This window comes from Paraburkholderia dipogonis (genome assembly GCF_046027395.1).
GTDB lineage: Bacteria > Pseudomonadota > Gammaproteobacteria > Burkholderiales > Burkholderiaceae > Paraburkholderia > Paraburkholderia dipogonis_A.
The window spans coordinates 1-22,214 of the sequence record NZ_JAQQEG010000053.1 but is presented as its reverse complement, the minus strand read 5'-3'; the positions used below and the strand labels follow the sequence as shown (position 1 = coordinate 22,214).

Below are 22,214 nucleotides of genomic sequence, written 5' to 3'. Positions count from 1 at the left end.
CGATCCTGTCGGTTTCGATGCGCTTAGTGGGTCGTGGCCGGGGCGTCGTCATGAACCAGCACGAGCTCGCCACGTAGCGAATGTGGGTACGCTTTGACGATTTTCACGTCGACCATCTGGCCGATCAGCCTTGCGTGCGACGCGACCGGCGCCGGGAAATTCACCACCCGGTTGTTCTCGGTGCGACCGGCGAGTTCGTTCGGATCCTTGCGGGCCGGGCGCTCGACCAGTATGCGCTCGATCTTGCCGACCATCGAATCGCTGATGCGCTGCACGTTTTCCTCGATGGTGGCCTGCAAATGTTGCAGACGCTTGAGCTTCACTTCGCGCGGCGTGTCGTCGTGCAGATTCGCGGCCGGCGTGCCGGGACGCGGGCTGTAGATGAACGAGAAGCTGGTGTCGTACTTCATCTCGTGCACGAGCGCCATCATCTTGTCGAAGTCTTCTTCCGTCTCGCCGGGGAAGCCGACGATCATGTCGGTCGAGAGCGACAGGTCGGGGCGGATCGCGCGCAGCTTGCGGATCACGGACTTGTATTCGAGCACCGTGTAGCCGCGCTTCATGGCCATCAGGATGCGGTCCGAGCCGTGCTGCACCGGCAGATGCAGGTGGCTGACGAGCTTCGGCACCTTCGCGTAGGTGTCGATCAGGCGCTGCGTGAATTCCTTCGGATGCGACGTGGTGTAGCGAATCCGTTCGATGCCCGGAATATCCGCGACGTATTCGATCAACTGAGCGAAGTCGGCGATTTCAGTCGAACCCAGCGTGAGACCGGCGCGGTAGGCGTTCACGTTCTGGCCGAGCAGTGTGACTTCGCGCACGCCCTGGTCGGCGAGGCCGGCGATCTCGGTCAGCACGTCGTCAAGCGGACGCGACACTTCTTCGCCGCGCGTGTACGGCACGACGCAGTAGCTGCAGTACTTGCTGCAGCCTTCCATGATCGACACGAACGCGCTCGGGCCGTCGACGCGCGCCGGCGGCAGGTGATCGAACTTTTCGATTTCCGGGAACGAGATGTCCACTTGCGCGCGGCCGCTTTCGCGGCGCTTGTCGATCATTTGCGGCAGACGGTGCAGCGTTTGCGGACCGAACACCAGATCGACGTACGGCGCGCGCGCCACGATTGCCGCGCCTTCCTGGCTCGCCACGCAGCCGCCCACACCGATGATCAGATTGGGATTCGCTTCCTTCAGCTCGCGCACGCGGCCGAGGTCGGAGAACACTTTTTCCTGCGCTTTTTCGCGCACCGAGCACGTGTTGAACAGAATGACGTCTGCGTCTTCCGGCGTGTCGGTCTTGACGAGTCCTTCAGCCGCGCCGAGTACGTCGACCATCTTGTCGGAGTCGTACTCGTTCATCTGGCAGCCAAAGGTCTTTACATAAACTTTCTTGGTCATCGAATTTCGCCGGTCGCAGTGGTTAACCTGGGGGCGTCGTTTAAAAGGTGAACAGGGCGAAACGTGCGAGCGGCCCGTGGGGCGGCGCTTCAGGCCACTGTGGGCACCTGTCTGGGCACGTTTGCGGCGTAGCTCGATATTATAGCCCTTCGCGCGACGCGGTTTCCCCGGTTGCCTGGCCGTGCGGCCGCTCCGGCGGCAAGCCCAGCAGACCTTCCAGTTCGTCCGACACCCGCGCGAAACGCTCGCTCAGGAAATCCAGCAGCACGCGCACACGCGGCGCCATGAAGCGGTTGCGATGGTAGAGCGCGTGCAGCGGCGCGTCCGGATAACGCCACTCCGGCAGCAGGATCTTCAGGCCGTCCGCGCGCAGGTCCGCTTCCACGTCCCACATCGATTTGATCACGATGCCGTAACCGCGCAGCGCCCATTCGCGGGCGACGGCGCCGTCGTTGGTCTCGCGGGCGGCTTCGAACGGCACGGTGTAGTGCTGCACCTCGTCGCCGCGCGTGAAGCGCCACTCGTTCGCCAGCCCGGAGGCGGTGGCCAGCACGATGCAGTCGAAATTCGCCAGATCGTGCGGATCCTTCGGTTCGCCCCTGCGCGCGATGTAGTCCGGCGACGCGCACAGCACGCGCCGGTTCGGCGCCAGTTTGCGGGCGACCAGCGAACTGTCCTGCGGCACGCCGAAGCGGATCGCCAGATCGATGTCCTCCTGCACCAGATTCGACAGCGAGTCCGAGAGCGTCAGCGCGAAGGTGACTTCGGGATACAGCGCGTTGAATTCGTCGAGCCAGTGCATCAGCAGATTGCGGCCGAAATCCGAGGTCGCCGAAACCCGCACCTTGCCGCGCACGACGCCCTGGCCGGCTTGCAAGGCGGCTTCGGCGTCGTCGAGCGATTGCAGCGCCTGACGGCAGCAATTCAGGTAGAGGCGGCCTTCATCGGTGAGCCTGAGTTGACGGGTGGTGCGCTCGAACAGGCGCGCTTTCAGGCCGGCTTCGAGCTTGGCGAGGCGTGCGCTGGCGGCGGCCGGCGTCAGGCCCATCTTGCGGCCCGCCGCCGACAGGCTGCCCTGCTGCGCCGCTTCAACGAACAGGCGGATGTCACCGAGGTTGTCCATGGCGGATCTTTCAAAAGAGATTTGAAAATGCTTCAAATGCTACGCCAATTATCAAATCGACGCCCACCCTCGACAATTGCGCCCATGGAAAACCCTGATTCCGCCCACGGCATGCAACTCGATCACGCGACGATCGTCACCGCCGACCTCGGCACCGCCCGACGCTTTTTCGTCGACGTTGCCGGGCTGACCCAAGGCGCGCGTCCGCCGTTTTCGATCGACGGCTACTGGCTGTACGCGAACGGCCGTCCGCTGATTCATCTGATCGACGCGACGGTGCCCGCCGTGACGGGTCGGACGGCGCCGCGTATCGACCACATCGCATTCCGGCTGGAGAGCGCCGCCGAATGGCAGGCGCTGCTCGGCCGTCTGCATGCGCACGGCGTCGATTATCAAACCGCCTATGTGCCGCAGATGGGGCCGCAGGAGGCTCAGGCGCAACTGTTCGTGGCGCTCGCGCCGGGCGTCGTCATCGAATTCGTGACGGCGCTGCATCACGCTCAAATTTAGAACCTGGAGAAGAGAAATGCCCATTCCATTACTGGCGCTGGCGATCAGCGCCTTCGCGATCGGCACGACGGAATTCGTCATCATGGGCCTGCTGCCCGAGGTCGCGCACGATCTGGCGGTGTCGATCCCGTCGGCGGGTTTGCTGGTGAGCGGCTACGCGCTCGGCGTCGCGGTCGGCGCGCCGCTGCTCGCGGTGGTGACCAGCAAGATGCCGCGCAAACTGGCGCTGCAGTTGCTGATGGGCGTGTTCATCGTCGGCAATACACTGTGCGCGATCGCGTCCAGCTATTCCGTGCTGATGATCGCGCGCGTGGTGACGTCGTTCGCGCACGGTTCGTTCTTCGGCATCGGCGCGGTGGTGGCGGCTTCGCTCGTGCCGGCCGAAAAGCGCGCCAGCGCGATCGCGCTCATGTTCACCGGCCTGACGCTGGCGAACGTGCTCGGCGTGCCGTTCGGCACGTTCGTCGGCCAGGAGTTCGGCTGGCGCGCGGCGTTCTGGATCGTCAGCGCGTTCGGCGTGCTGTCGCTCGCGGGCGTCACGGCGCTGGTGCCGAATCGTCATGACGCGGGTCCGGTCGGCCTCGGTCACGAAGTGCGTGTGTTGAAGGACCCGCAAGTCTGGACCGCGCTCGCGATGACGGTGCTCGGCTTTGGCGGCGTGTTCGTCGTGTTCACTTATATCGCGCCGATTCTGGAGCAGGTCAGCGGCTTCTCGCCGCGCGGCGTCACGCTGATTCTGGTGCTGTTCGGCGTGGGCCTGACGATCGGTAACACGGTGGGCGGCAAACTCGCGGACCGCGCGCTGATGCCTTCGCTGATGGGCATTCTGGTCGCGCTCGCCGTGGTGATGGCCATCTTCGCTCGCACCAGTCATTCGCAAGTGGCTGCGGCGGTCACTATCTTCGCGTGGGGCATTGCTGCGTTTGCCACCGTGCCGCCTTTGCAGATGCGTGTGGTCGAGAAGGCGGCTGCGGCGCCGAATCTGGCTTCGACGTTGAACATCGGCGCGTTCAACGTCGGCAATGCGGGCGGCGCGTGGCTCGGCGGTCTGGTGATCAATCACGGCCATTCGCTCGATACCTTGCCGTGGGTGGCGGCCGCGGTCAGCGTGGCGGCGTTGCTGTTGACGTGGTTCGCGGCGCGCATGGATGCGCCGGCAGCGACGGTGGCGCAGCGGGCGTAGGGACGCAGGAGGCCGTGAACCGGCCGCGCCTGCGCCCTTATGAAAAATTCGCACAAGCATTGCGGAAAACGTCCTCCGCAATGCTGATAACAGTGTGAAGATAACTTCGTTGGGCGCGGCGGGGCGCGATGCTATCTTGCTTCCACTAACCGCTTGCCCGCCGTCCGGCGGCGCTCCTGGAGGCAATCATGCATTCCCCGCTTGCGCTGGTTCGCGATCCCACGGCTGACACCGATGCGTCGCCGCGTGCCGCTGAACCCTTCGATGCACTCGAACATCTCGTCGGCGTGAATCTCGCCCGTTTACGCGCCGAACGGCAACTGTCGCTCGACGCTTTGGCCCGCGCGTCCGGCGTCTCCCGCGCCATGCTCGCGCAGATCGAATCAGCGCGCAGCGTGCCGTCCATCAAGGTGCTGTGCAAGGTGGCCGCCGCGTTGAAGGTGTCGGTGGCGGCCTTCTTGCGGCGTCACGCGACCAACGGCTTCGAACATTTGCCGGCGGACCGCTCGTCGCGCGTCGTCAGCTCGAATGGACGCTATTCGGCCCGGCCGCTGTATCCCGACGCCGAGCCGACCGCCGCCGAGTTTCACGAATTGCGTATCGCACCGTTGCATACCGAAGCCGGCACGCGCCGCGCGCCGGGCACGACGGTGAATCTGGTGGTGAGCGAAGGCACGCTGGAAGTGAGTGTCCACGATCAGCGCCAGTTGCTGGCCACCGGCGACGCGATCGTGTTCGACGCCGATCAGCCGCATAGCCTGCGCAATCCCGGCGACACGGAAGCGCGCGCGTTTCGCGTGACGCTGAAGGCGGAAACGCCGCCGCGCTGGGACGTGCCCGCGCACCACGAGCCGGTGCGCGAGGCCGCGCCGGTTTGATCGACATTCGCGGACGGAAGCGCTCTCAGTAGAGATCTCCGTCTGATCAGTAGGGTTGCGCTGCACGCGCGGCGCGACTGTTGTATGCTTTGCCAGCCGGTCGATCCGGCAATCAGTGCGTCTTCAGGGCGGGGTGAAATTCCCCACCGGCGGTATGCCGGCAACGCGAAAGCGTGAGCCGGTGAGCCCGCGAGCGCCCACGTTGTACGGTCTTCGGAACAGGAAAGACTGAAGTGGGGTCAGCAGATCTGGTGAGAAGCCAGAGCCGACGGTTAGAGTCCGGATGGAAGAAGATGTGCAGATAGTCATGTTCGTTTCCGTGGCGCCGCTTGCGGGTTGAGGCGGTGCGCGAGCGTCGCTTTGCGCGGCGTTCAACGGCGCGTCTTTGTCTGTTTGCAATGCCCTGAAACGTTTCTCGCCCAACTTTTGCGATGAGCGTTTCATTCATGACCTTTGCTACTTTTCCCGCTCCGTCGACGATTGCGGATAGCGCATTCCTCGATCTCCCGCTGCTCGACACCGAAGCCGTTCCGCCGCGTATTGCCGCCGCCTTGCAAGCCATGCGCGATGGCCGCGCTGTCGTTCTGCAAGACGACCACGACCGCGAAAACGAAGCTGATCTGATCGTTTCCGCCGAGCGTCTGTCCGTCGAAACCATGGCGCTGCTGATCCGCGAATGCAGCGGTATCGTGTGCCTATGCCTACCCGATGAGAAAATCCGCGCGCTCGAACTGCCGCCGATGGCCGTCAACAACGAAAGCCGTCACGGCACCGCGTTCACGGTTTCGATCGAAGCACGCGATGGCGTGACCACCGGCGTGTCCGCGCTCGATCGCGTGACGACGATTCGCGCCGCGATCGCCGATACGGCGAAGCCCGCCGATATCGTGCGCCCGGGCCACGTGTTCCCGTTGCGTGCGCAGTCCGGCGGCGTGCTGGCGCGTCGCGGCCACACCGAAGGCACGGTCGACCTCGCGATTCTCGCGGGTCTGAAGCCCGCTGGCGTGCTGTGCGAACTGATGAACCCGGACGGCACGATGACGCGTGGCGCCGATGTGGAGCGCTTCGCCGCGCAACACAATCTGCCGATGCTGACGATCGCCGAGCTGGTGGAGTTTCGTCAGGCGCTGGCGCAGGTGCGCGAATGCGTGGCTGACGAGGCGTGATGCGCGAGGAGCGTGCGAGCGTGAGGTGAGGCGCGCACTCGCTCCAGTTCGGACGCAAAAAAGCCGGCATTGCAGCCGGCTTTCCAGTTACCACGAACGCTTGCGTCTGTACGTCGCCGAGTTCGCCGCCTCCGCCTGCATGGCAGCCGCTTTATCCAATTTCCTCGATCGGCTACGACTGCACGTCGCCGAATTCGCCACGCACGCCCGCTTCGACCAGCGCGGGCAATTCATCCATATGCTGCATGATCCGCGTCATGCCCATCTTGCGCAGCGCGTCCGCGTAGCCATCGGGAATATGGCTCGCGCCGACGAAAGCGATCGTCTTCATCCCCGCCGCGCGCGCGGCATTCAAACCGGCGACGCTGTCTTCCACCACTACGCATCGTGAGGGCTCCACGCCCAGCGTCTTCGCGGCGAACAGATACACGTCGGGATAAGGCTTTGGCCGCGCCACCTGTTCCGCGCTGAAAATGCGCTCGCCGAAAATCTGCTGCAAACCCGCGCGCCGCACCGACGCATTCACGCGCGCCATGCGGCTGTTCGATACGACGGCGGCCGGCAAGGCGACACGTTGCAATGCATCGCGCACGCCGTTGATCGGACTGAGCGAAGCCGCGAGTTCGAGCTCGACGTTGTGTTCGATGGTGTCGAAAAAATTCGCGGGCAGCGTGATATCGAACGACTTCTCGATGCTTTCGAGAAAGCGCGACGTTTGTTGACCGAAGGCCGTTTTGACGATGGGTTCGAAGTCGAGGCCGGGGAAGGTGGCGGTCAGCGTTTCGAGCATCACGCGGTCAGCGATGATTTCGCTGTCGACGAGCACGCCGTCGCAGTCACAGATGAGGTGGTCGATCATGCCTGGAAACGGAAAGCGAAGCGCATGGGCAATGCAATTGCAAGCTCATGCGCGGGAAGTGAAAGCGTCATGATACGTGCTTTGGCGCCGCCTGCGCGGCGCCGCCGCTTTCCGTCATGGCTCAGGCGCTTCTTTGATGTGCACCTGAGTTGCATATTATCGGCGCGGCCAGATCAATGCACGTGCAGATACAGATACAAACACGCTGCCGCCGCGCCGCCCAACAACGGACCGCAAACCGGAATCCACGCATAGTGCCAGTCGCTGTCGCGCTTGCCCGGAATCGGCAGCAGCGCGTGCATCAAACGCGGCGACAGGTCGCGAGCGGGACTCATCGCGTAACCGGTCGGGCCGCCGAGCGAGATGCCGATGCCGAGAACCAGCAGTCCGACCGGCAGCGCGTCGAGCGCGCCGAGACCGACTTGCGGCGAAGCGAGATACAGCACGCCCAGAATTAGCACGAACGTGGCGATCATTTCGGTGAGCAGGTTGTGCGGTACGCTGCGTATCGCGGGCGAGGTGCAGAACACGCCGAGCTTCACGTCGGCGTCGCCTTCCTTCGCGAAGTGCTGGCGATACGCCATCCACACCAGCAGCGCGCCGGCCATACCCCCGAGCATCTGCGCTGCGATATAACCCGGCACTTTGGCCCACGCAAACTTGCCGGCCAGCGCGAGGCTGATGGTCACGACGGGATTCAGGTGAGCGCCGCTGAAGGACGCAGTGACATAGACGGCGATGAACACCGCCATCGCCCAGCCCATCACGATCACGATCAGGTCCGCGCCTTTGCCCTTGGTCCGCGCGAGCAGCACGTTGGCGACGGCGCCGGCGCCGAGCAGCACCACGAGCGCTGTGCCGATGAATTCAGCAATGTAAGGAGACATCGTTGGTTATCCGAAATATAGTGGTTAGGGAAGCCGCCGGATAAGCGGCTTCTCTATGTCGAAAGAGAAGGGGTGAAAGACGCGCTCAGGGCGTATCGGCCCAGGCTTTCGCGGCGCGGATCGCGCGCTTCCAGCCGTCGAGGCATTCCTTGACATCGGCGTGCGGCAGGGCGGGCGTGAAGCGGCGGTCGAGCTTCCACTGGCTTTGCAGTTCGTCAACATCTTTCCAGTAACCGACCGCGAGACCGGCCAGATAGGCCGCGCCCAATGCGGTCGTTTCCGCCACCTTGGGACGCACCGCGTCGACGCCGAGAATGTCCGCCTGGAACTGCATCAGCAGATTGTTCGCGCAGGCGCCGCCGTCCACGCGCAATTCGCCGATACGAATCCCGGAGTCGGCTTCCATCGCCTTCAACACATCGAGCGATTGATAGGCGATCGAGTCGAGCGCGGCGCGCGCGATATGCGCCGAGGACGTGCCGCGCGTCACGCCGAACAGCGTGCCGCGAGCACGCGCATTCCAATGCGGCGCGCCGAGACCGGCGAAGGCGGGCACCAGATACACGCCGTCGCAATGCGGCACGCTGCGCGCCAGCGTTTCGATTTCAGCCGCGTTCTTGATGATGCCGAGGCCGTCGCGCAACCATTGCACCACGGCGCCACCGATGAAGATGCTGCCTTCGAGCGCGTAATTGATCTGATCGCCGATCTGCCACGCAATCGTGGTGACGAGATTGTTCTTCGACTCGATCGGCTTGTCGCCGGTGTTCATCACGAGGAAGCAGCCCGTGCCGTAGGTGTTCTTCACCATGCCCGACTCCGTGCACATCTGACCGAAGAGGGCGGCGTGCTGATCGCCAGCGATGCCCGCGAGCGGAATCTTCGAAGCGAACACGGTGGTCTTGGTCGGCCCGTACACTTCCGACGAAGCCCGCACTTCCGGCAGCATGCTGCGCGGAATATCGAGCGCTTCGAGCAGTTCGTCGTCCCACTTCAGCGAGTGGATGTTGAAGAGCATCGTACGCGACGCGTTGGTGACGTCGGTGACGTGCAGGCCGCCTTTGGTGAAATTCCACACCAGCCAGCTATCGACGGTGCCGAAGGCAAGACGGCCTTGCGTGGCTTTTTCGCGCGCGCCTTCGACGTTGTCGAGAATCCAGCGGATCTTGGTCGCCGAGAAGTACGAGTCGATCGGCAGGCCGGTTTTGGCGCGGACTTTTTCCTCGAGTCCTTGCTCTTTGAGTTGGTCGCAAAAATCGGCGGTGCGGCGGTCTTGCCAGACGATGGCGTTATAAATCGGATGGCCGGTTTCGCGATCCCACACGATGGTGGTTTCGCGCTGATTGGTGATGCCGATTGCAGCGATCGAGGTGCCGTTCATACCGGCGCGCGTTACGGCTTCGGCGGCGACGCCGGCTTGGGTCGACCAGATTTCCTGCGGATCGTGTTCGACCCAGCCCGGACGCGGATAGATTTGCTGGAATTCCTTCTGAGCGGTCGACACGATATTGCCGAGCCGGTCGAACAGCATCGCGCGCGAGCTGGTGGTGCCTTGGTCAAGCGCGAGGATGTACTGGTCCTGCATTGTCTCTTCTCCATGCGTTTTATGAATCGCCGGGCGGGTAGCCGGCGACGGGAACGGCTTGTAGTTTTAAGCGGGCTGCAACACGTGCGATGGTGCGGCGCCGCCTGGTCCAGCCGAGGGGTGAATCGATCCGGTCTGTTTGGATGCAGTGAGCGCGCCGCGTGGCGATGTCTGACTATGCGCTCTGTCGCTCGGGTTCGCGAGCGAACCACGCGTCGATATCGCGTGTGATCGAATCGAGCGTGCCGGGTTCGACGTGCAAGCCGAGTTTCGAACGGCGCCACAGCACATCCTGCGCGCTACGCGCCCATTCGGTGTCGCGCAGGTAAGTCAGTTCAGCTTCGTAGAGGCCGGGTGCGAAGGCGCGGCCGAGATCGGCCACGGAACGCGCCTTGCCGACCACCTGCTTGACGCGCGTGCCGTAGGCGCGGGCGAGGCGATGCGCCAGATCGGCCGGCAGCCATGCATGCTGCTGCTTGAATTCGCTGAGAAAGCGCTCGAAGTTGGCGTTCGGAATGTCGCCGCCGGGCAACGGCGCGCCGGCCGTCCACGAAGACGCACCGTGGTGCAGCGCGTCCGCGAGTTTGTCGACGGCTTCTTCCGCCAGTTTGCGGAAGGTGGTGATCTTGCCGCCGAACACCGACAGCAGCGGCGCTTCGCCGGCGGGCGCGTCGAGTTCGAGCGAGTAGTCGCGCGTGACCGCCGACGGGTTGTCCGCGCCTTCTTCCTCGAGCAGCGGACGCACGCCCGAATAGGTCCAGCGCACGTCGGCCGGCGAGATCTTCTGCTTGAAGTAGCGGTTGATCGAGTCGCACAGGTACTGCGTTTCTTCGGCGTTGATCGCCACTTGCGATGGGTCGCCGCGATATTCGATATCCGTCGTGCCGATCAGCGTGTAGTCGTGTTCGTACGGAATCGCGAAGATAATGCGCTTGTCCGGATTCTGGAAGATGTACGCGTGGTCGTGTTCGAACAGACGCCGCGTGACGATATGGCTGCCTTTCACGAGCCGCACGCTGTGCGTCGCGGCGCGGCCGAGCGCGCCTTGCAGCAGTTCGCCGACCCACGGGCCCGCGGCGTTCGCAATCGAAGCGGCGCGCACGTCCAGGATCGTGCCGTCCGGGCGCTTGAGCTGCGCGCGCCATTCGCCGCCGGCGCGCACGGCGCTCAGCAGTTTCGTGCGAGTGAGAATTTTCGCGCCGTGCTCCTGGGCGTCCAATGCATTCAGCACGACGAGGCGCGCGTCGTTGACCCAGCCGTCCGAATACACGAAACCGCGCTTGATCGAATCGACGAGCGGCGCGCCCGCCGGATGATTGCGCATCACGATGCCGCGCGAACCGGGCAGCAGTTCGCGTTTGGCGAGATGGTCATACAGGAAGAGACCGGCGCGGATCAGCCAGGCCGGGCGCAGATCCGGCATGTGCGGCATCACGAAGCGCAGTGGCCACATGATGTGCGGCGCGGCGCGCAGCAGCGTTTCGCGCTCCTGCAGCGCTTTGCGCACCAGCCCGAACTCGCGGTATTCGAGGTAGCGCAGGCCGCCGTGAATCAGCTTCGTGCTGGCCGACGACGTGTGCGCCGCCAGATCGTCCTGTTCGCAGAGCAGCACCGACAGGCCGCGGCCCGCCGCATCGCGAGCGATGCCTGCGCCGTTGATCCCGCCGCCCACGACGAGCAAATCGTATCTCGAGCCTTGCGTCACCTGCTGTGTCCCCTGCGTCGTATCCGGAAAATCGTTTGGAAAATCTATCGAACTGTTAGTGTTCGTTTTCGAACTTTAATGAACATATTCGAAAAAGTAAAGTTCGGTTTGTTTAGGCGGTTCTCTAACGGCTGTCCGGGTAGTGGCGCAACGCGCGGCCACGGACGATACTCTCGGCAACAGCCATTTCGAGGTGAATTCATGCGTGGACTTTTGATGATCGGCGCCGCTACGCTTCTCGCGGGGTGTGTCAGCTCGCCGAGCCTGAGCGGAACGAGGGGCGCGCCGTCGTTCGTGTCGTTGCAGCAGATGTGCAGTGCCCAGCCGGTCGACTATGGCAACGACGCGCAAGGCGTCTACGCGGCGATGTTCGACGCGTACGTCGCGAACCGGGGCGGCAAGCTGTCGAAGGACGATTTCTGCGGGTTCCAGACGTCGATCGCGCAGCGTTACGCGAGCCAGGGCGCGAGCACCGATCCGCAAGTGCGTAACCAGTGGGTGACGTTCTTCACCGACCAGCGGGCCAAGGCGTTGAGCTGGCGCGCGGCCGTCGATCCGACGTTGCGCAACGGTTGAGGCCTAAGCGCGAGCGGCGTCTTTCAGTTCGCTTGTCGCTATTCGTTGAGCCGGTCCGCTTCGCGCGCAGTAAGTGCTAGCCGCGCTGCGGCTGCGCACCGCGCCACAGCATGCGGCGAATCTGCGCGAACACGGCTTCGCGCGTCGGCGCATTGCCGGCGTCGGCAGATTGCTGTGCCTGTGGCAACGGCAACTGATTGGCCAGCGCCAGCATGGTGAAACCATGCAGACTCGCCCAGTACGCGTAGCCGATGAGTTGCGGATCGCCTTCCAGAATGCCCGCAGCGACCAGCCGCTCGAAGTGCGTGCCGAGCATGCGCCACGCGCGCTGCGAGGCGGTGGCGAGTTCCGGATAGACGCTTGCCTGCTGAGCAAGATCGAACATCAACCGATAGGCGTGCGGTTCGTCGAGTGCGAACGCTACGTAGGCTTCGCTCACCACGGAGTGATCCGTTTCGGTGGCGGTCTTCGCGGCCGCTTCGAGGCGCGCCGCGAAGCGATTGAACGCCGCGGCGCGCACCATCGCGAGAATTTCGTCCTTGTCGCGGAAGTAGCGATAAGGCGTCATGGCGCTGCAACCCAGTTCCTTGGCCAGTTCACGCATCGTCACGCCTTCGGCGCCACGTGTCGCGAATGCGTTCTCGGCCACGCGCCGCATGGCCTCGCGGAACTGCTGGATGTCGTCGGCGGAGAGGGTTTTGGGCATGCGCGAGGGCAGAAGGTCCGTCGCGTCAATTTACTGTGTAAATGATTTGCGCACAATAAAGCGGACGCCGGGCGGCGTCCTGCTTGTCACAGAAAGAGAAAGATTTCAAAGCAGCAAGCGCACGCGCGATGAAAGCGCGGCACACCCGTCTTCAGCGCCGGACGTCAACTGCGCCGTCCGGCCGCAAGACGCGGTGAAACACCAAAACTAGGAAAGACGCTTGATGGCCCGCAATGCGTTATCGCCGCTTTCAGTCACGCGCCATTCTTCGTTGCCCGACGCGAGCCGTTCGAGTTGCACCAACTGGCGTTCCAGAAGGGCGTCGAGTTCTTCTCGCTCCATGTCGACTTGATTGGGAGCGTCCTTGACGAGTAACAACGTGGCGAATTCATGCGGACTCAGCATCGTTTCTCTCCATGTCAAGCAAACGCGGACGGCCTTGCCGGCGACTGGCTCATGCCAGTGAGGTCCGCAAAGGATCAGGCGGGAGGTACGGCTTCACACGACAGTTTCACTACCGGCGCTACGCAGAGTGCGCAACGGACGCCGGGGAACTGGAGTGTAGTCAACCGCACGTTAAACACCAAATCGGCCCCAGTAAATTCTCCCTTTGACAATCAAGCGCCTCAGAGGCGGTTGGGAGTCGCGGCCAGATCCTTGATTTCACTCGAAGTTTTGCGTGCGCTGCAACATGGCGGAGAGCGCCTGGCGTCACTCGGCGATATACACCTGGCAGTTGGCGGCTGTGAGCGTCTCGATCATCTCGGCGGGCGGCGCGACGTCGGTGAACAAGGCGTCGATCTGATCGAGATGGCCTTGGCGAACCAGTGCCGGACGGCCAAATTTCGAGTTGTCGGCGGCGAGGAAAACGGTGCGCGCATGCTGGATGATCGCCTCGGCCACGCGCACTTCGCGCGTGTCGAAATCGCGCAGCGTGCCGTCCGTTTCGATGCTCGACGTGCCGATGATCGCGAAGTCCACCTTGAACTGCCGGATGAAATCGATCGCCAGTTCGCCGACGATTCCTTTGTCCCACGGCCGCACGATGCCGCCCGTCACCAGCACCTCGCAATCCGGATAGCCGCTCATCATGCTGGCGACGTTCAGGTTGTTGGTGATCACGCGCAGGCCGCGGTGCCGATTGAGCGCGCGAGCCACTTCTTCGGTGGTGGTGCCGAGGTTGATGAAGAGCGAGGCCTGATCGGGAATGTGAGTGGCCACTAGCGCCGCGATACGCCGCTTCTCGTCATGGAACATGCGCTGACGCGCCGTATAGGAGACGTTTTCGGAGCTGGTCGGCAGACTGGCGCCGCCGTGGTAGCGGCGCAGCAGGTTCATGTCGGCGAGCCAGTTGACGTCGCGGCGGATCGTTTGCGGCGTCACGTCGAAGTGGGCCGCGAGGTCGTCCACGGTCACGAAGCCGTCGCGTTGCACCCACTCCAGCAGTTCCTGTTGCCGGGCATTGAGAGTCAGGCGGGGGTCTCGGGTCATGTGTCTCGGTTCGTGGGTTTTTGTCTGCGTTGCCCGCTGCCGGGGCGCCAAAACTGCTGCCAGCAAACGGGTGATGGCCTGAACGGGGTGAGCGTATTGTAAGACCATCGCGCGCCTTGTCTGCCAACTCGTGCGACATCCATCGGACACGAGCCGATGGCGTGGCGATCCATTCAGGCCAATTACGCATTTATTCATTTGATAAATGAATTTGTTTTTTGGGCCGGATCACGATGCAATCCTTGGTTCTGCGTTAACTGGTGTTTCCCCCACGTCTTATCCGCGTTCTACCCGTTTCCAATGGTTTCCGGCATTTTCCGCAAGCCGGGCCACGCTTTCGAGAGTGTTCGACATGACTGGCTTCAACTGGCAAAACCCTTATCCGACGCCGCGTCTGCCTGTATTCGCGCGCAACATCGTTTCGACTTCGCATCCGCTCGCCGCGCAAGCCGGGTTGCGCATGCTGTGGAAAGGCGGCAATGCCGTCGATGCGGCGATCGCGGCAGCCGCCGCCATCACGGTGGTCGAGCCGGTCTCGTGCGGACTGGGCGGCGACGCGTTCGCGCTGGTGTGGGACGGCAAGAAGCTGCATGGCCTGAACGCCTCGGGCGTGTCGCCAGCGGCGTGGAACGTCGACTACTTCAAGCGCAAGTACGGCGAGGAAAACGGTCTTGCGAAGCAACCGAAACGCGGCTGGGACGCGGTGACGGTGCCCGGCGTGATCGCCGGCTGGGAAGCGCTGCATCAGAAATTCGGCACGTTGCCGTTCGCCGACCTGATGGAGCCGGCCATCGAAATCGCCGAGCGCGGCCACGCGGTGGCGAGCATCGTCGCCTATAAGTGGGCGGCCGCCGTGCCGGAACTGAAGGACCTGCCGGGCTTCGCGCAAACCTTCATGCCGCGCGGCCGCGCGCCGGAAGTGAGCGAACTGGTGCGCTTCCCCGGCCACGCGAAGACGCTGCGCAAGCTCGCCGAGCAAGGCCCGCGCGCGTATTACGAAGGCGAGATCGCCGAGCAGATCGCCGCGTTCGCCCGTGAAGGCGGCGGCGCGCTGACCGTCGACGATCTGCGCAACTACCGCGCCGATTGGGTCGAGCCGATCGGCAAGGATTATCGCGGCTACACGGTGCACGAGATTCCGCCGAACGGGCAGGGCATCGCGGCGCTGATCGCGCTGGGCATCCTCGAAAAATTCGATGTGAAGGAACTGGCCGTCGATAACGTCGAATCGCAGCACTTGCAGATCGAAGCCATGAAGCTGGCCTTCGCCGACGTCTACCGTTACGTCGCCGATCCGCGCTCCATGGAAGTCACGCCCGAGCAGATGCTCGACGACGCGTACCTCACCTCGCGCGCCAAACTGATCGATCACAAGCGCGCCACGCAGTTCGACTTCGGCATGCCGAAGGCCGGCGGCACCATCTACATGTCGGTGGCGGACGAGCGCGGCATGATGGTCAGCTTCATCCAGTCGAACTACATGGGCTTCGGCTCGGGCATCGTGGTGCCGGATAGCGGCATCGCCATGCAGAACCGTGGCTGCGGTTTCTCGATGGACCCGAAGTCGCCGAACGTGGTGGAAGGCGGTAAGCGGCCGTTCCACACGATCATCCCGTCGTTTCTCACGCAGCAGGTGGACGGCCAGCAGGAAGCGGTGATGAGCTTCGGCGTGATGGGCGGCGACATGCAGCCGCAAGGTCATCTGCAATCCATTGTGCGAATGCTCGACTACGGTCAGCAGCCGCAGGCCGCGTGCGACGCGCCGCGCTGGAAGGTCAATCGCGACTTCACGATCGACATCGAATCGACGCTCGATCCGAAGACCGCCGAGGCCTTGCAGAAGCTCGGCCACACGATCAAGTCGGTCGATGATCCGTACATGGACTTCGGCTCCGGCCAGTACATCTGGAAGCTCGATCGCAACGATCCGGAGCGCGGCTATGTGGCGGCCAGCGACAGCCGCCGTGACGGGTTGGCTGCGGGGTTCTAGGCAACACCCATGCGCTAGGCGCGGCGCCGCTCGAAGCGCCGCTTCGCTGCGTGCGCAGGCGATGCCGCGGACATTGCCTGCGGCACGCTAAAGGCATCGCACAGATCAAATACACCGGTTGCCGGCGGCGCTTCCCGCACGCCAGGCACCAGGCATCGAGCATCAGATAGAGCAGGAGACATCATGCAGACCCACGCTTCGCCCTCGGCGACAGCTTCCCCTCATTCCGCGCCCGCGCCGCTTTCCAAAGCGATGGTGCGCCGGATCGTCTTTTCGTCGTCGGTCGGCAATGCGCTCGAGTGGTTCGATTTTCTGGTCTACGGCTACTTCGCGACCATCATCGCCAAACAGTTTTTTCCGATGCAGGACGAGTGGCTCTCCACGCTGCTCGCCATCGCGACTTTCGGCATTTCGTTCCTGATGCGGCCGCTGGGTGCGGTCGTGCTCGGCATCTACGGCGACCGCAAGGGCCGCAAGGCGGCGCTGACGTTCGCCATCGCGCTGATGATGGTCGGCACCTTCACGATGGCGGTGATGCCGCCGTATGCATCGATCGGCCTCGCGGCGCCCGTCCTGATTCTGCTCGCGCGGCTCGTGCAAGGCTTCGCGGTGGGCGGCGAGTTCGGCAGCGCGACGGCCTTCATGGTCGAACATAGCGCGTCGCGCCGTGGCTACTACGCCAGTTGGCAGTTCGCGAGCCAGGGGCTCGCCGCGATCACCGCCGCAGCCTTCGGTTCGCTGCTGACCGCATGGATGCCGCCCGCACAACTGAATGACTGGGGTTGGCGCATTCCGTTCGTGTTCGGTTTGCTGGTCGGTCCGGTGGGCTATTACATCCGCTCGCATCTCGACGAAACGCCGGAGTTCCTCGCGCTGCGCGAGGCGCGCGAAGCCGCCGGCGCTCGCACGACAGTGAGTGAAAAGAACGACGCGTCGTTCGCCAGCCAGTGGGTCAACCTCCTGCTCGCGGTCGGCATCGTCGCGCAATCCACGGTGGGCGTCTACGTCCTGCAGCTCTACATGCCGATGTACGCCGTCAAGCAGTTGCACATGCCGGCAGCGGCGTCGTTCGGCGTGGTGGTGCTCAACGGCGGCCTGCAATTCCTGCTCTCGCCGGTGATGGGCGCGTTGTCCGATCGCATCGGCCGAATTCGCATCATGCTAACCACGTCGATTCTGATGGGTACGCTGATCTATCCGATGTTCGCGCTGCTGCAGTCTCATCCGACCATCGGCTGGTTGCTGTTGTTGCAGGGCACGGCGGGCATTTTCAAGGCGGCTTATTCCGGGCCGATGCCCGCATTGATGTCCGAGATCTTTCCGACCCAAGTGCGCTCGACGGGTCTTTCAATCGGTTACAGCATCGGCGTGACGATCTTCGGCGGCTTCGCGCCCACGATCGTCGAGACCTTCATTCACTTGACCGGCGACAAACTTGCGCCAAGTTACTACGTGCTGATTGCCGCGGTGCTGTCGGGTCTTTCGCTCGTGGTCGTTGCGTGGCGCATGCGCCGCGTGCGTCTGATGCAAAGCGTTCAGATCGCCTGATCGCACGCCTCGCGCCGCTGAATCCAAGCGGCGCCGTGCCCGCCAAACCTGCATGACGAGGCATCGTCGCAGACTCAAGCCAGCTCTTTGAGCTGGCTTTTTTTGTGCCTCGCACCGCGCTTTTGTCCGACCGAATGTTTGGACTATCTCGCAATTGGAACTGCGACGGCTCGGCATGGTCTGTGCTGGGTTACCTGCAGAGTTGCGAAACACCGACTAAGATGCAAGATACACGGGGTTAACTCTAATTCAAGGCGCTGTATCAGACACGGCGGACCGGCCCGGCCGAGAGCGGGCGGTTTCGAGCATGCTCCGCGAGTCGATACAGCTTTCGGAGCAAGACACGATGCACACAGAGCTGAACCATGTCATGCCCTGGCGGATCGAGGATATCGACCTCACCCGCATTGATCGGCAAAAGGCCGTCGCTAACGAAGATTTGCTGCTACTGCTGTGCGCGTCTTCGTTTATCGAAAGCGGCTCCGATCTGTACACCAGCAACCTGAGCACTTTTTTCAACGGCGATCCTGAAGTCTCGGCCTGGCTCAACCAGGAGTGGGAGCCGGAAGAATTGCAGCATGGCCGCGCGCTCAAGACGTATATCGCTTACGTGTGGCCCGAATTCGACTGGGACACGGCCTTTCGTAATTTCATGGAAGAGTATTCGCTGACCTGTTCAGTGGAGGACTTCGAAAAGACCCGCGCACTCGAGATGGTCGCGCGCTGCGTGGTGGAAACCGGCACGGCGACCTTGTATCGCGCGATCGGCGAATGCTCGGACGAGCCGGTGCTCAAGCAGATCACCGACAACATCCGCACCGACGAAGTCCGTCACTACAAGCACTTTTTCAAGTACTTCAAGAAGTACAACAAGATCGAAGGCAATGGCCGGCTTGCTGTGCTCGGCGCGCTCATGCGCCGCGTGATGGAGATCAAGAACGAGGACTCGGAGATCGCCTTGCGGCACGTCTTCGCGACTCGTTATCCGGAGCGTGTGCACGACTCCACCTATAACCGCGAGCGCGCGGCGCGGATCAACGCGCTGGTGCGGCGCAATCTGTCGGCCGACATGTGCGTGAAGATGCTGCTCAAGCCGCTTGATCTGCCGGCGCGGATTCAGCCGGGCGTGCATTACCCGCTCGCCAAAATCACACAGCATGTGTTTTTTCGCTGACTACCGCGCGTAGATTCGTGGCGTTGCAAATGGCCCGCTCATGCGGGCCATTTGCTTTTCAAGGCATGATGCAGGCTGGCTCACCGCACTTGTCCAACTCTCACCGGATCGACATCATGAGCGACTCCTCCGCACCCGAACGTCCGCTCGGACAGAACGTGTTCGATGAATGGCCCGACACCGTACGCGCGTTGTTCGACGGTTCGTCGCTCGCGAGCAAGATGGGTTTCACCGCGTCGCTGTTGAGCGTCGATACGAATGGCCATGTGCGTACCTCGCTGCTCGGCGTCGGCGAGTTGTATGCGCCTGATTCGCGCACGCTGTGCATCGCGTTGTGGCCGCAAGCCAGGGCGGCGCGCGCCATCGCGCACAGCGGACGCGCAGCGCTCACCTTCGTATGCGACGAGGCGTTTTATCAGGTGCAGTTGCTGATGACGCCGCTAGCGAGCGTTGCTGGCGACACCAGTGGGCTTGTCTATCTGCACGGTTCAATCGATACGGCGGAGGCGCAAAGCGTCCGTTATGCGCGCCTGACGAGCGGCATTACATTTGAACTGGAAGGGGAGGGAGAAGCGGTGCTCGACCGATGGGAACGGCAGATCGAGCACCTGAAGCAAGCTGCCGCTGTGGCGGGCCGGTAGGCCTTCATGCGAGGGCAGCGGACGGCGAGCGAGCGGCTTTTGGCTTTAGAGGTCGAGTTGACCGCTGCTGCCGGCCGGTAGTGACCTGGCTCAAAACAATGGCCAGCTAGCGGCCGGCTTTCAGGCTTAGTGGCCACGCTGACCGCCGCTGTCGGCCACTAGCCCTTAGCGCAAGGACAGCAACCGGCAAGCGGGCGGTTACGACGCTTAGCGGCCGCGCTGGCCGCTACGAGTGGGTTGACCACCGCGCGGCGCGTCGTTGCGCGGCTTCGTGCCACCCAGCAACGCACCCGGATTACCGCCTTGCGGTTTCGCGCCCTGCGGCTTGCGCGGCGCATGCTGCGCGGCGCTGCCTTCATGCGCGGCGGCGCGCGGCCGGTCGTCGTGACGCTGACCGTCGCGACGCGGCTGGCCGCCGTTGCCGGCCGGCTTCGCACCGTGCGGCTTCGGCTGCTGTTGACCGTTGGCCGGGCGTTGACCCGAGCGCTGCGCCGGCTTCGCGGAACCCGCACCGTCACGCCGGGCGTCGTCACGCTTCGGTGCGCCTTGACCCTGACGCGGCGAACGACCACCACCACCGCCGCCACCACCTTGGCCGCGACGCAGAATCGGTTCCGGCTTCGCGGTCGGGTCCGGTTCGAAACCAGCGATTACTTCCTGCGGCACCGGACGCTTGATCAGCTTCTCGATGTCCTTCAGCAATTGCAGCTCGTCGACGCACACCAGCGAGATTGCTTCGCCCGTCGCGCCCGCGCGGCCCGTGCGGCCGATGCGGTGCACGTAGTCTTCCGGCACGTTCGGCAGATCGTAGTTGACCACGTGCGGCAGTTGATCGATATCGATGCCGCGCGCGGCGATGTCGGTCGCGACCAGCACCTGCAGCGTGCCGTCCTTGAACTCGGCGAGTGCGCGCGTACGGGCCGACTGGCTCTTGTTGCCGTGAATCGCCAGGGAGCTGATGCCGTCCTTGGTCAACTGCTCGGCAAGCCGGTTGGCGCCGTGCTTGGTGCGCGTGAACACCAGCACCTGGAACCAGTTGTGCTGTTTGATCAGATGCGTGAGCAGTTCGCGCTTCTTGTCGCGATCCACGGGGTGAATCTTCTGTGCGACCGTTTCCGCCGTCGTATTGCGGCGCGCGACTTCGATCAGCGCCGGCGAGTCGAGCAAATTGTCGGCGAGCGTCTTGATCTCGTCGGAGAAGGTGGCCGAGAACAGGAGGTTTTGCCGCTTCGGCGGCAGCTTCGCCAGCACGCGCTTGATATCGTGGATGAAGCCCATGTCGAGCATGCGATCGGCTTCGTCGAGCACGAGAATCTCGAGATGCGACAGGTCGATGGTCTTCTGCTGCATGTGGTCGAGCAAACGGCCCGGCGTCGCGACGACGATGTCCACGCCGCTACGCAACGCGCCGATCTGCGGATTGATGCCGACACCGCCGAACATCACGGTCGACTTCAGCTTCAGATACTTGCCGTACGCGCGCACGCTTTCTTCGACCTGCGCAGCCAGTTCACGCGTGGGCGTGAGGATCAGCGCGCGCACCGCGCGCTTGCCCGAGCCGGTCGCAACAGCGGGCATGGAGTTCAGACGTTGCAGGATCGGCAACGTGAAGCCGGCGGTCTTGCCGGTGCCGGTTTGCGCGCCGGCCAGCAGGTCGCCGCCATTGAGCACGGCGGGAATCGCTTGCGTCTGGATCGGAGTCGGAGTGGTGTAGCCGAGTTCGTGTACAGCGCGGACCAACGGTTCGGACAAGCCGAGGGAATCAAAAGACATAAAAGATCTTTGCAATGCAGTTTCGCGAACGGCACACATGGGCTCGGCAGGCATAAATGCCGCATGAACACACCCGCTTGGCGTGTTCGAGGCCGAAGCCCAGTCCCGTTCGCAGAGAAATCGGCGGCACGCGGGAAACGCGTGCCGAATGCTTCAACGCGCTATGCAGACACGTTGACTGGCCTTAAGTTGCATTTCGCCGCCGTGGGGTGTCACGCGACGTAGCGCGCGACACTGACGAATTGACACAGACTGCCCGCCAGTACGAACAGGTGCCAGATACCATGTCCATGCCGGATGCGCTCGTCGTTGATGAAGAAGTAGATGCCGACGCTGTAGATGACTCCGCCGGCCACGAGCCAGGCGGTACCCGCTGCCGGTAAGGCTTCAACCAGCGGGCGGACGGCAACGAGCGCGAGCCATCCCATCAGGACATACAGCACCATCGAAACGCTGCGGGTGCGTCGCCCCAGCGTCAATTCCTGCACGATGCCGAGAGCGGCAAGCCCCCAGCTTACGCCGAATAGCGACCAGCCCCACGGTCCACGCAATGTGACGAGCGTGAACGGGGTGTAGCTGCCGGCGATCAGCAGGTAGATCGCCGAATGGTCGCATTTCTGCAGAACCGCTTTCACGCGCGGATTGCGCACGCTGTGGTAAAGCGTCGAGATAGCATACAGCACGAACAGCATCGCACCGTACACGCTGAAGCTGACCACTTTGTACGCGTCGCCGTCGAGCGCGCCCATCGTCACGAGCGTTGCAAGACCCGCCACCGACAGCACGGCGCCGACGAGGTGGGTAATGCTGTTGAAACGCTCCCCGACATGCACGATTGTTATCTCCTGCCCAGTTTCATAAGCGCCCCCAAACCCGCCGCTTCGCGCCAAGCCCCCCAAGGGGTGAGAAAACTTGGGGCGGCCCGGCGTTTTCTCAGGGTAAATACCCTCCCATGATACCGGTCCTGAAAAAACGAAGGGGGCCGCCCCCCCATTTGCCCGGCCCCCCCCCCGGGGGAACCC

Annotated in this window: 20 protein-coding genes and 1 riboswitch; of the genes, 9 read left to right on the top strand and 11 right to left on the bottom strand. The window is 63.4% G+C overall.

The annotated features are described in order from the left end of the window. Positions 1–23: 23 nt before the first annotated feature. Together miaB and PQR32_RS36850 are read right to left on the bottom strand one after the other, a co-directional pair. Positions 24–1,397, bottom strand: a complete 1,374-nt coding sequence (gene miaB / locus PQR32_RS36855; RefSeq protein WP_408239272.1) for a tRNA (N6-isopentenyl adenosine(37)-C2)-methylthiotransferase MiaB — start codon at positions 1,395–1,397, stop codon at positions 24–26. A 139-nt stretch (positions 1,398–1,536) separates the two neighbouring features. Next, positions 1,537–2,520 (bottom strand): LysR family transcriptional regulator, encoded by a 984-nt coding sequence (locus PQR32_RS36850; protein WP_408239269.1) that lies wholly within the window; start codon positions 2,518–2,520, stop codon positions 1,537–1,539. Between the two features lie 111 nt (positions 2,521–2,631). Between PQR32_RS36850 and PQR32_RS36845 the strand changes: the two genes are divergently transcribed. The 4 genes from PQR32_RS36845 (at position 2,632) to ribB (ending at position 6,257) form a co-directional block, all read left to right on the top strand. Beyond that, complete coding sequence (locus PQR32_RS36845) at positions 2,632–3,030, top strand: VOC family protein (protein ID WP_408239342.1); 399 nt, start codon at positions 2,632–2,634, stop codon at positions 3,028–3,030. A 16-nt stretch (positions 3,031–3,046) separates the two neighbouring features. Further along, entirely contained in the window at positions 3,047–4,213 is a 1,167-nt protein-coding gene (locus PQR32_RS36840; protein WP_408239266.1) for an MFS transporter, read from the top strand. A 188-nt stretch (positions 4,214–4,401) separates the two neighbouring features. Then, positions 4,402–5,091: a helix-turn-helix domain-containing protein gene (locus PQR32_RS36835; RefSeq protein ID WP_408239263.1), complete on the top strand. Its 690-nt coding sequence runs from the start codon at positions 4,402–4,404 to the stop codon at positions 5,089–5,091. 115 nt (positions 5,092–5,206) lie between these two features. Then, positions 5,207–5,390: riboswitch (FMN riboswitch) on the top strand. 147 nt (positions 5,391–5,537) lie between these two features. Further along, the gene (gene ribB / locus PQR32_RS36830; RefSeq protein ID WP_408239260.1) at positions 5,538–6,257 is read left to right on the top strand and encodes a 3,4-dihydroxy-2-butanone-4-phosphate synthase; all 720 of its coding nucleotides are present in this window, start codon (positions 5,538–5,540) and stop codon (positions 6,255–6,257) included. Between the two features lie 172 nt (positions 6,258–6,429). On the opposite strand, the gene PQR32_RS36825 is transcribed toward ribB, so the two are convergent. From PQR32_RS36825 to glpD, 4 genes are all read right to left on the bottom strand, one after another. Beyond that, positions 6,430–7,116, bottom strand: coding sequence for an HAD family hydrolase (locus tag PQR32_RS36825; RefSeq protein WP_408239257.1), 687 nt, complete (start codon positions 7,114–7,116; stop codon positions 6,430–6,432). Positions 7,117–7,289: 173 nt separating this feature from the next. Continuing rightward, positions 7,290–8,003 carry an MIP/aquaporin family protein gene (locus PQR32_RS36820; protein WP_408239254.1) on the bottom strand — a complete coding sequence of 238 codons (714 nt, stop codon included), beginning with the start codon at positions 8,001–8,003 and terminating at the stop codon, positions 7,290–7,292. 85 nt (positions 8,004–8,088) lie between these two features. Further along, positions 8,089–9,588, bottom strand: a complete 1,500-nt coding sequence (glpK, locus tag PQR32_RS36815; protein ID WP_408239251.1) for a glycerol kinase GlpK — start codon at positions 9,586–9,588, stop codon at positions 8,089–8,091. 175 nt (positions 9,589–9,763) lie between these two features. After that, positions 9,764–11,293: a glycerol-3-phosphate dehydrogenase gene (gene glpD, locus PQR32_RS36810; protein ID WP_408239248.1), complete on the bottom strand. Its 1,530-nt coding sequence runs from the start codon at positions 11,291–11,293 to the stop codon at positions 9,764–9,766. Positions 11,294–11,494: 201 nt separating this feature from the next. On the opposite strand from glpD, the gene PQR32_RS36805 reads away from it, so the two are divergent. Beyond that, positions 11,495–11,869, top strand: a complete 375-nt coding sequence (locus PQR32_RS36805) for a hypothetical protein (protein WP_408239245.1) — start codon at positions 11,495–11,497, stop codon at positions 11,867–11,869. A 76-nt stretch (positions 11,870–11,945) separates the two neighbouring features. On the opposite strand, the gene PQR32_RS36800 is transcribed toward PQR32_RS36805, so the two are convergent. From PQR32_RS36800 to PQR32_RS36790, 3 genes are all read right to left on the bottom strand, one after another. After that, positions 11,946–12,575, bottom strand: coding sequence for a TetR/AcrR family transcriptional regulator (locus PQR32_RS36800; RefSeq protein WP_408239242.1), 630 nt, complete (start codon positions 12,573–12,575; stop codon positions 11,946–11,948). Between the two features lie 207 nt (positions 12,576–12,782). Then, positions 12,783–12,980 (bottom strand): hypothetical protein, encoded by a 198-nt coding sequence (locus tag PQR32_RS36795; protein WP_408239239.1) that lies wholly within the window; start codon positions 12,978–12,980, stop codon positions 12,783–12,785. 306 nt (positions 12,981–13,286) lie between these two features. Further along, a complete protein-coding gene (locus PQR32_RS36790; RefSeq protein ID WP_408239236.1) occupies positions 13,287–14,066 on the bottom strand; it encodes a DeoR/GlpR family DNA-binding transcription regulator in 780 nt (259 codons plus the stop codon). A gap of 352 nt (positions 14,067–14,418) precedes the next feature. On the opposite strand from PQR32_RS36790, the gene ggt reads away from it, so the two are divergent. The 4 genes from ggt (at position 14,419) to PQR32_RS36770 (ending at position 19,419) form a co-directional block, all read left to right on the top strand. Then, positions 14,419–16,056 (top strand): gamma-glutamyltransferase, encoded by a 1,638-nt coding sequence (gene ggt, locus PQR32_RS36785; RefSeq protein ID WP_408239233.1) that lies wholly within the window; start codon positions 14,419–14,421, stop codon positions 16,054–16,056. 183 nt (positions 16,057–16,239) lie between these two features. Beyond that, positions 16,240–17,604 (top strand): MFS transporter, encoded by a 1,365-nt coding sequence (locus tag PQR32_RS36780; RefSeq protein ID WP_408239230.1) that lies wholly within the window; start codon positions 16,240–16,242, stop codon positions 17,602–17,604. 346 nt (positions 17,605–17,950) lie between these two features. Further along, on the top strand, positions 17,951–18,778 hold the full coding sequence (locus tag PQR32_RS36775) for a ferritin-like domain-containing protein (protein WP_012434272.1): 828 nt from the start codon (positions 17,951–17,953) through the stop codon (positions 18,776–18,778). A 116-nt stretch (positions 18,779–18,894) separates the two neighbouring features. Continuing rightward, positions 18,895–19,419: a hypothetical protein gene (locus PQR32_RS36770; protein WP_408239227.1), complete on the top strand. Its 525-nt coding sequence runs from the start codon at positions 18,895–18,897 to the stop codon at positions 19,417–19,419. Between the two features lie 207 nt (positions 19,420–19,626). Here the strand turns inward: PQR32_RS36770 and PQR32_RS36765 are convergent, their stop codons facing one another. After that, positions 19,627–21,192 (bottom strand): DEAD/DEAH box helicase, encoded by a 1,566-nt coding sequence (locus tag PQR32_RS36765; protein ID WP_408239224.1) that lies wholly within the window; start codon positions 21,190–21,192, stop codon positions 19,627–19,629. A 212-nt stretch (positions 21,193–21,404) separates the two neighbouring features. Next, positions 21,405–22,025, bottom strand: coding sequence for a PAQR family membrane homeostasis protein TrhA (gene trhA / locus PQR32_RS36760; RefSeq protein ID WP_408239222.1), 621 nt, complete (start codon positions 22,023–22,025; stop codon positions 21,405–21,407). Positions 22,026–22,214: the final 189 nt, after the last annotated feature.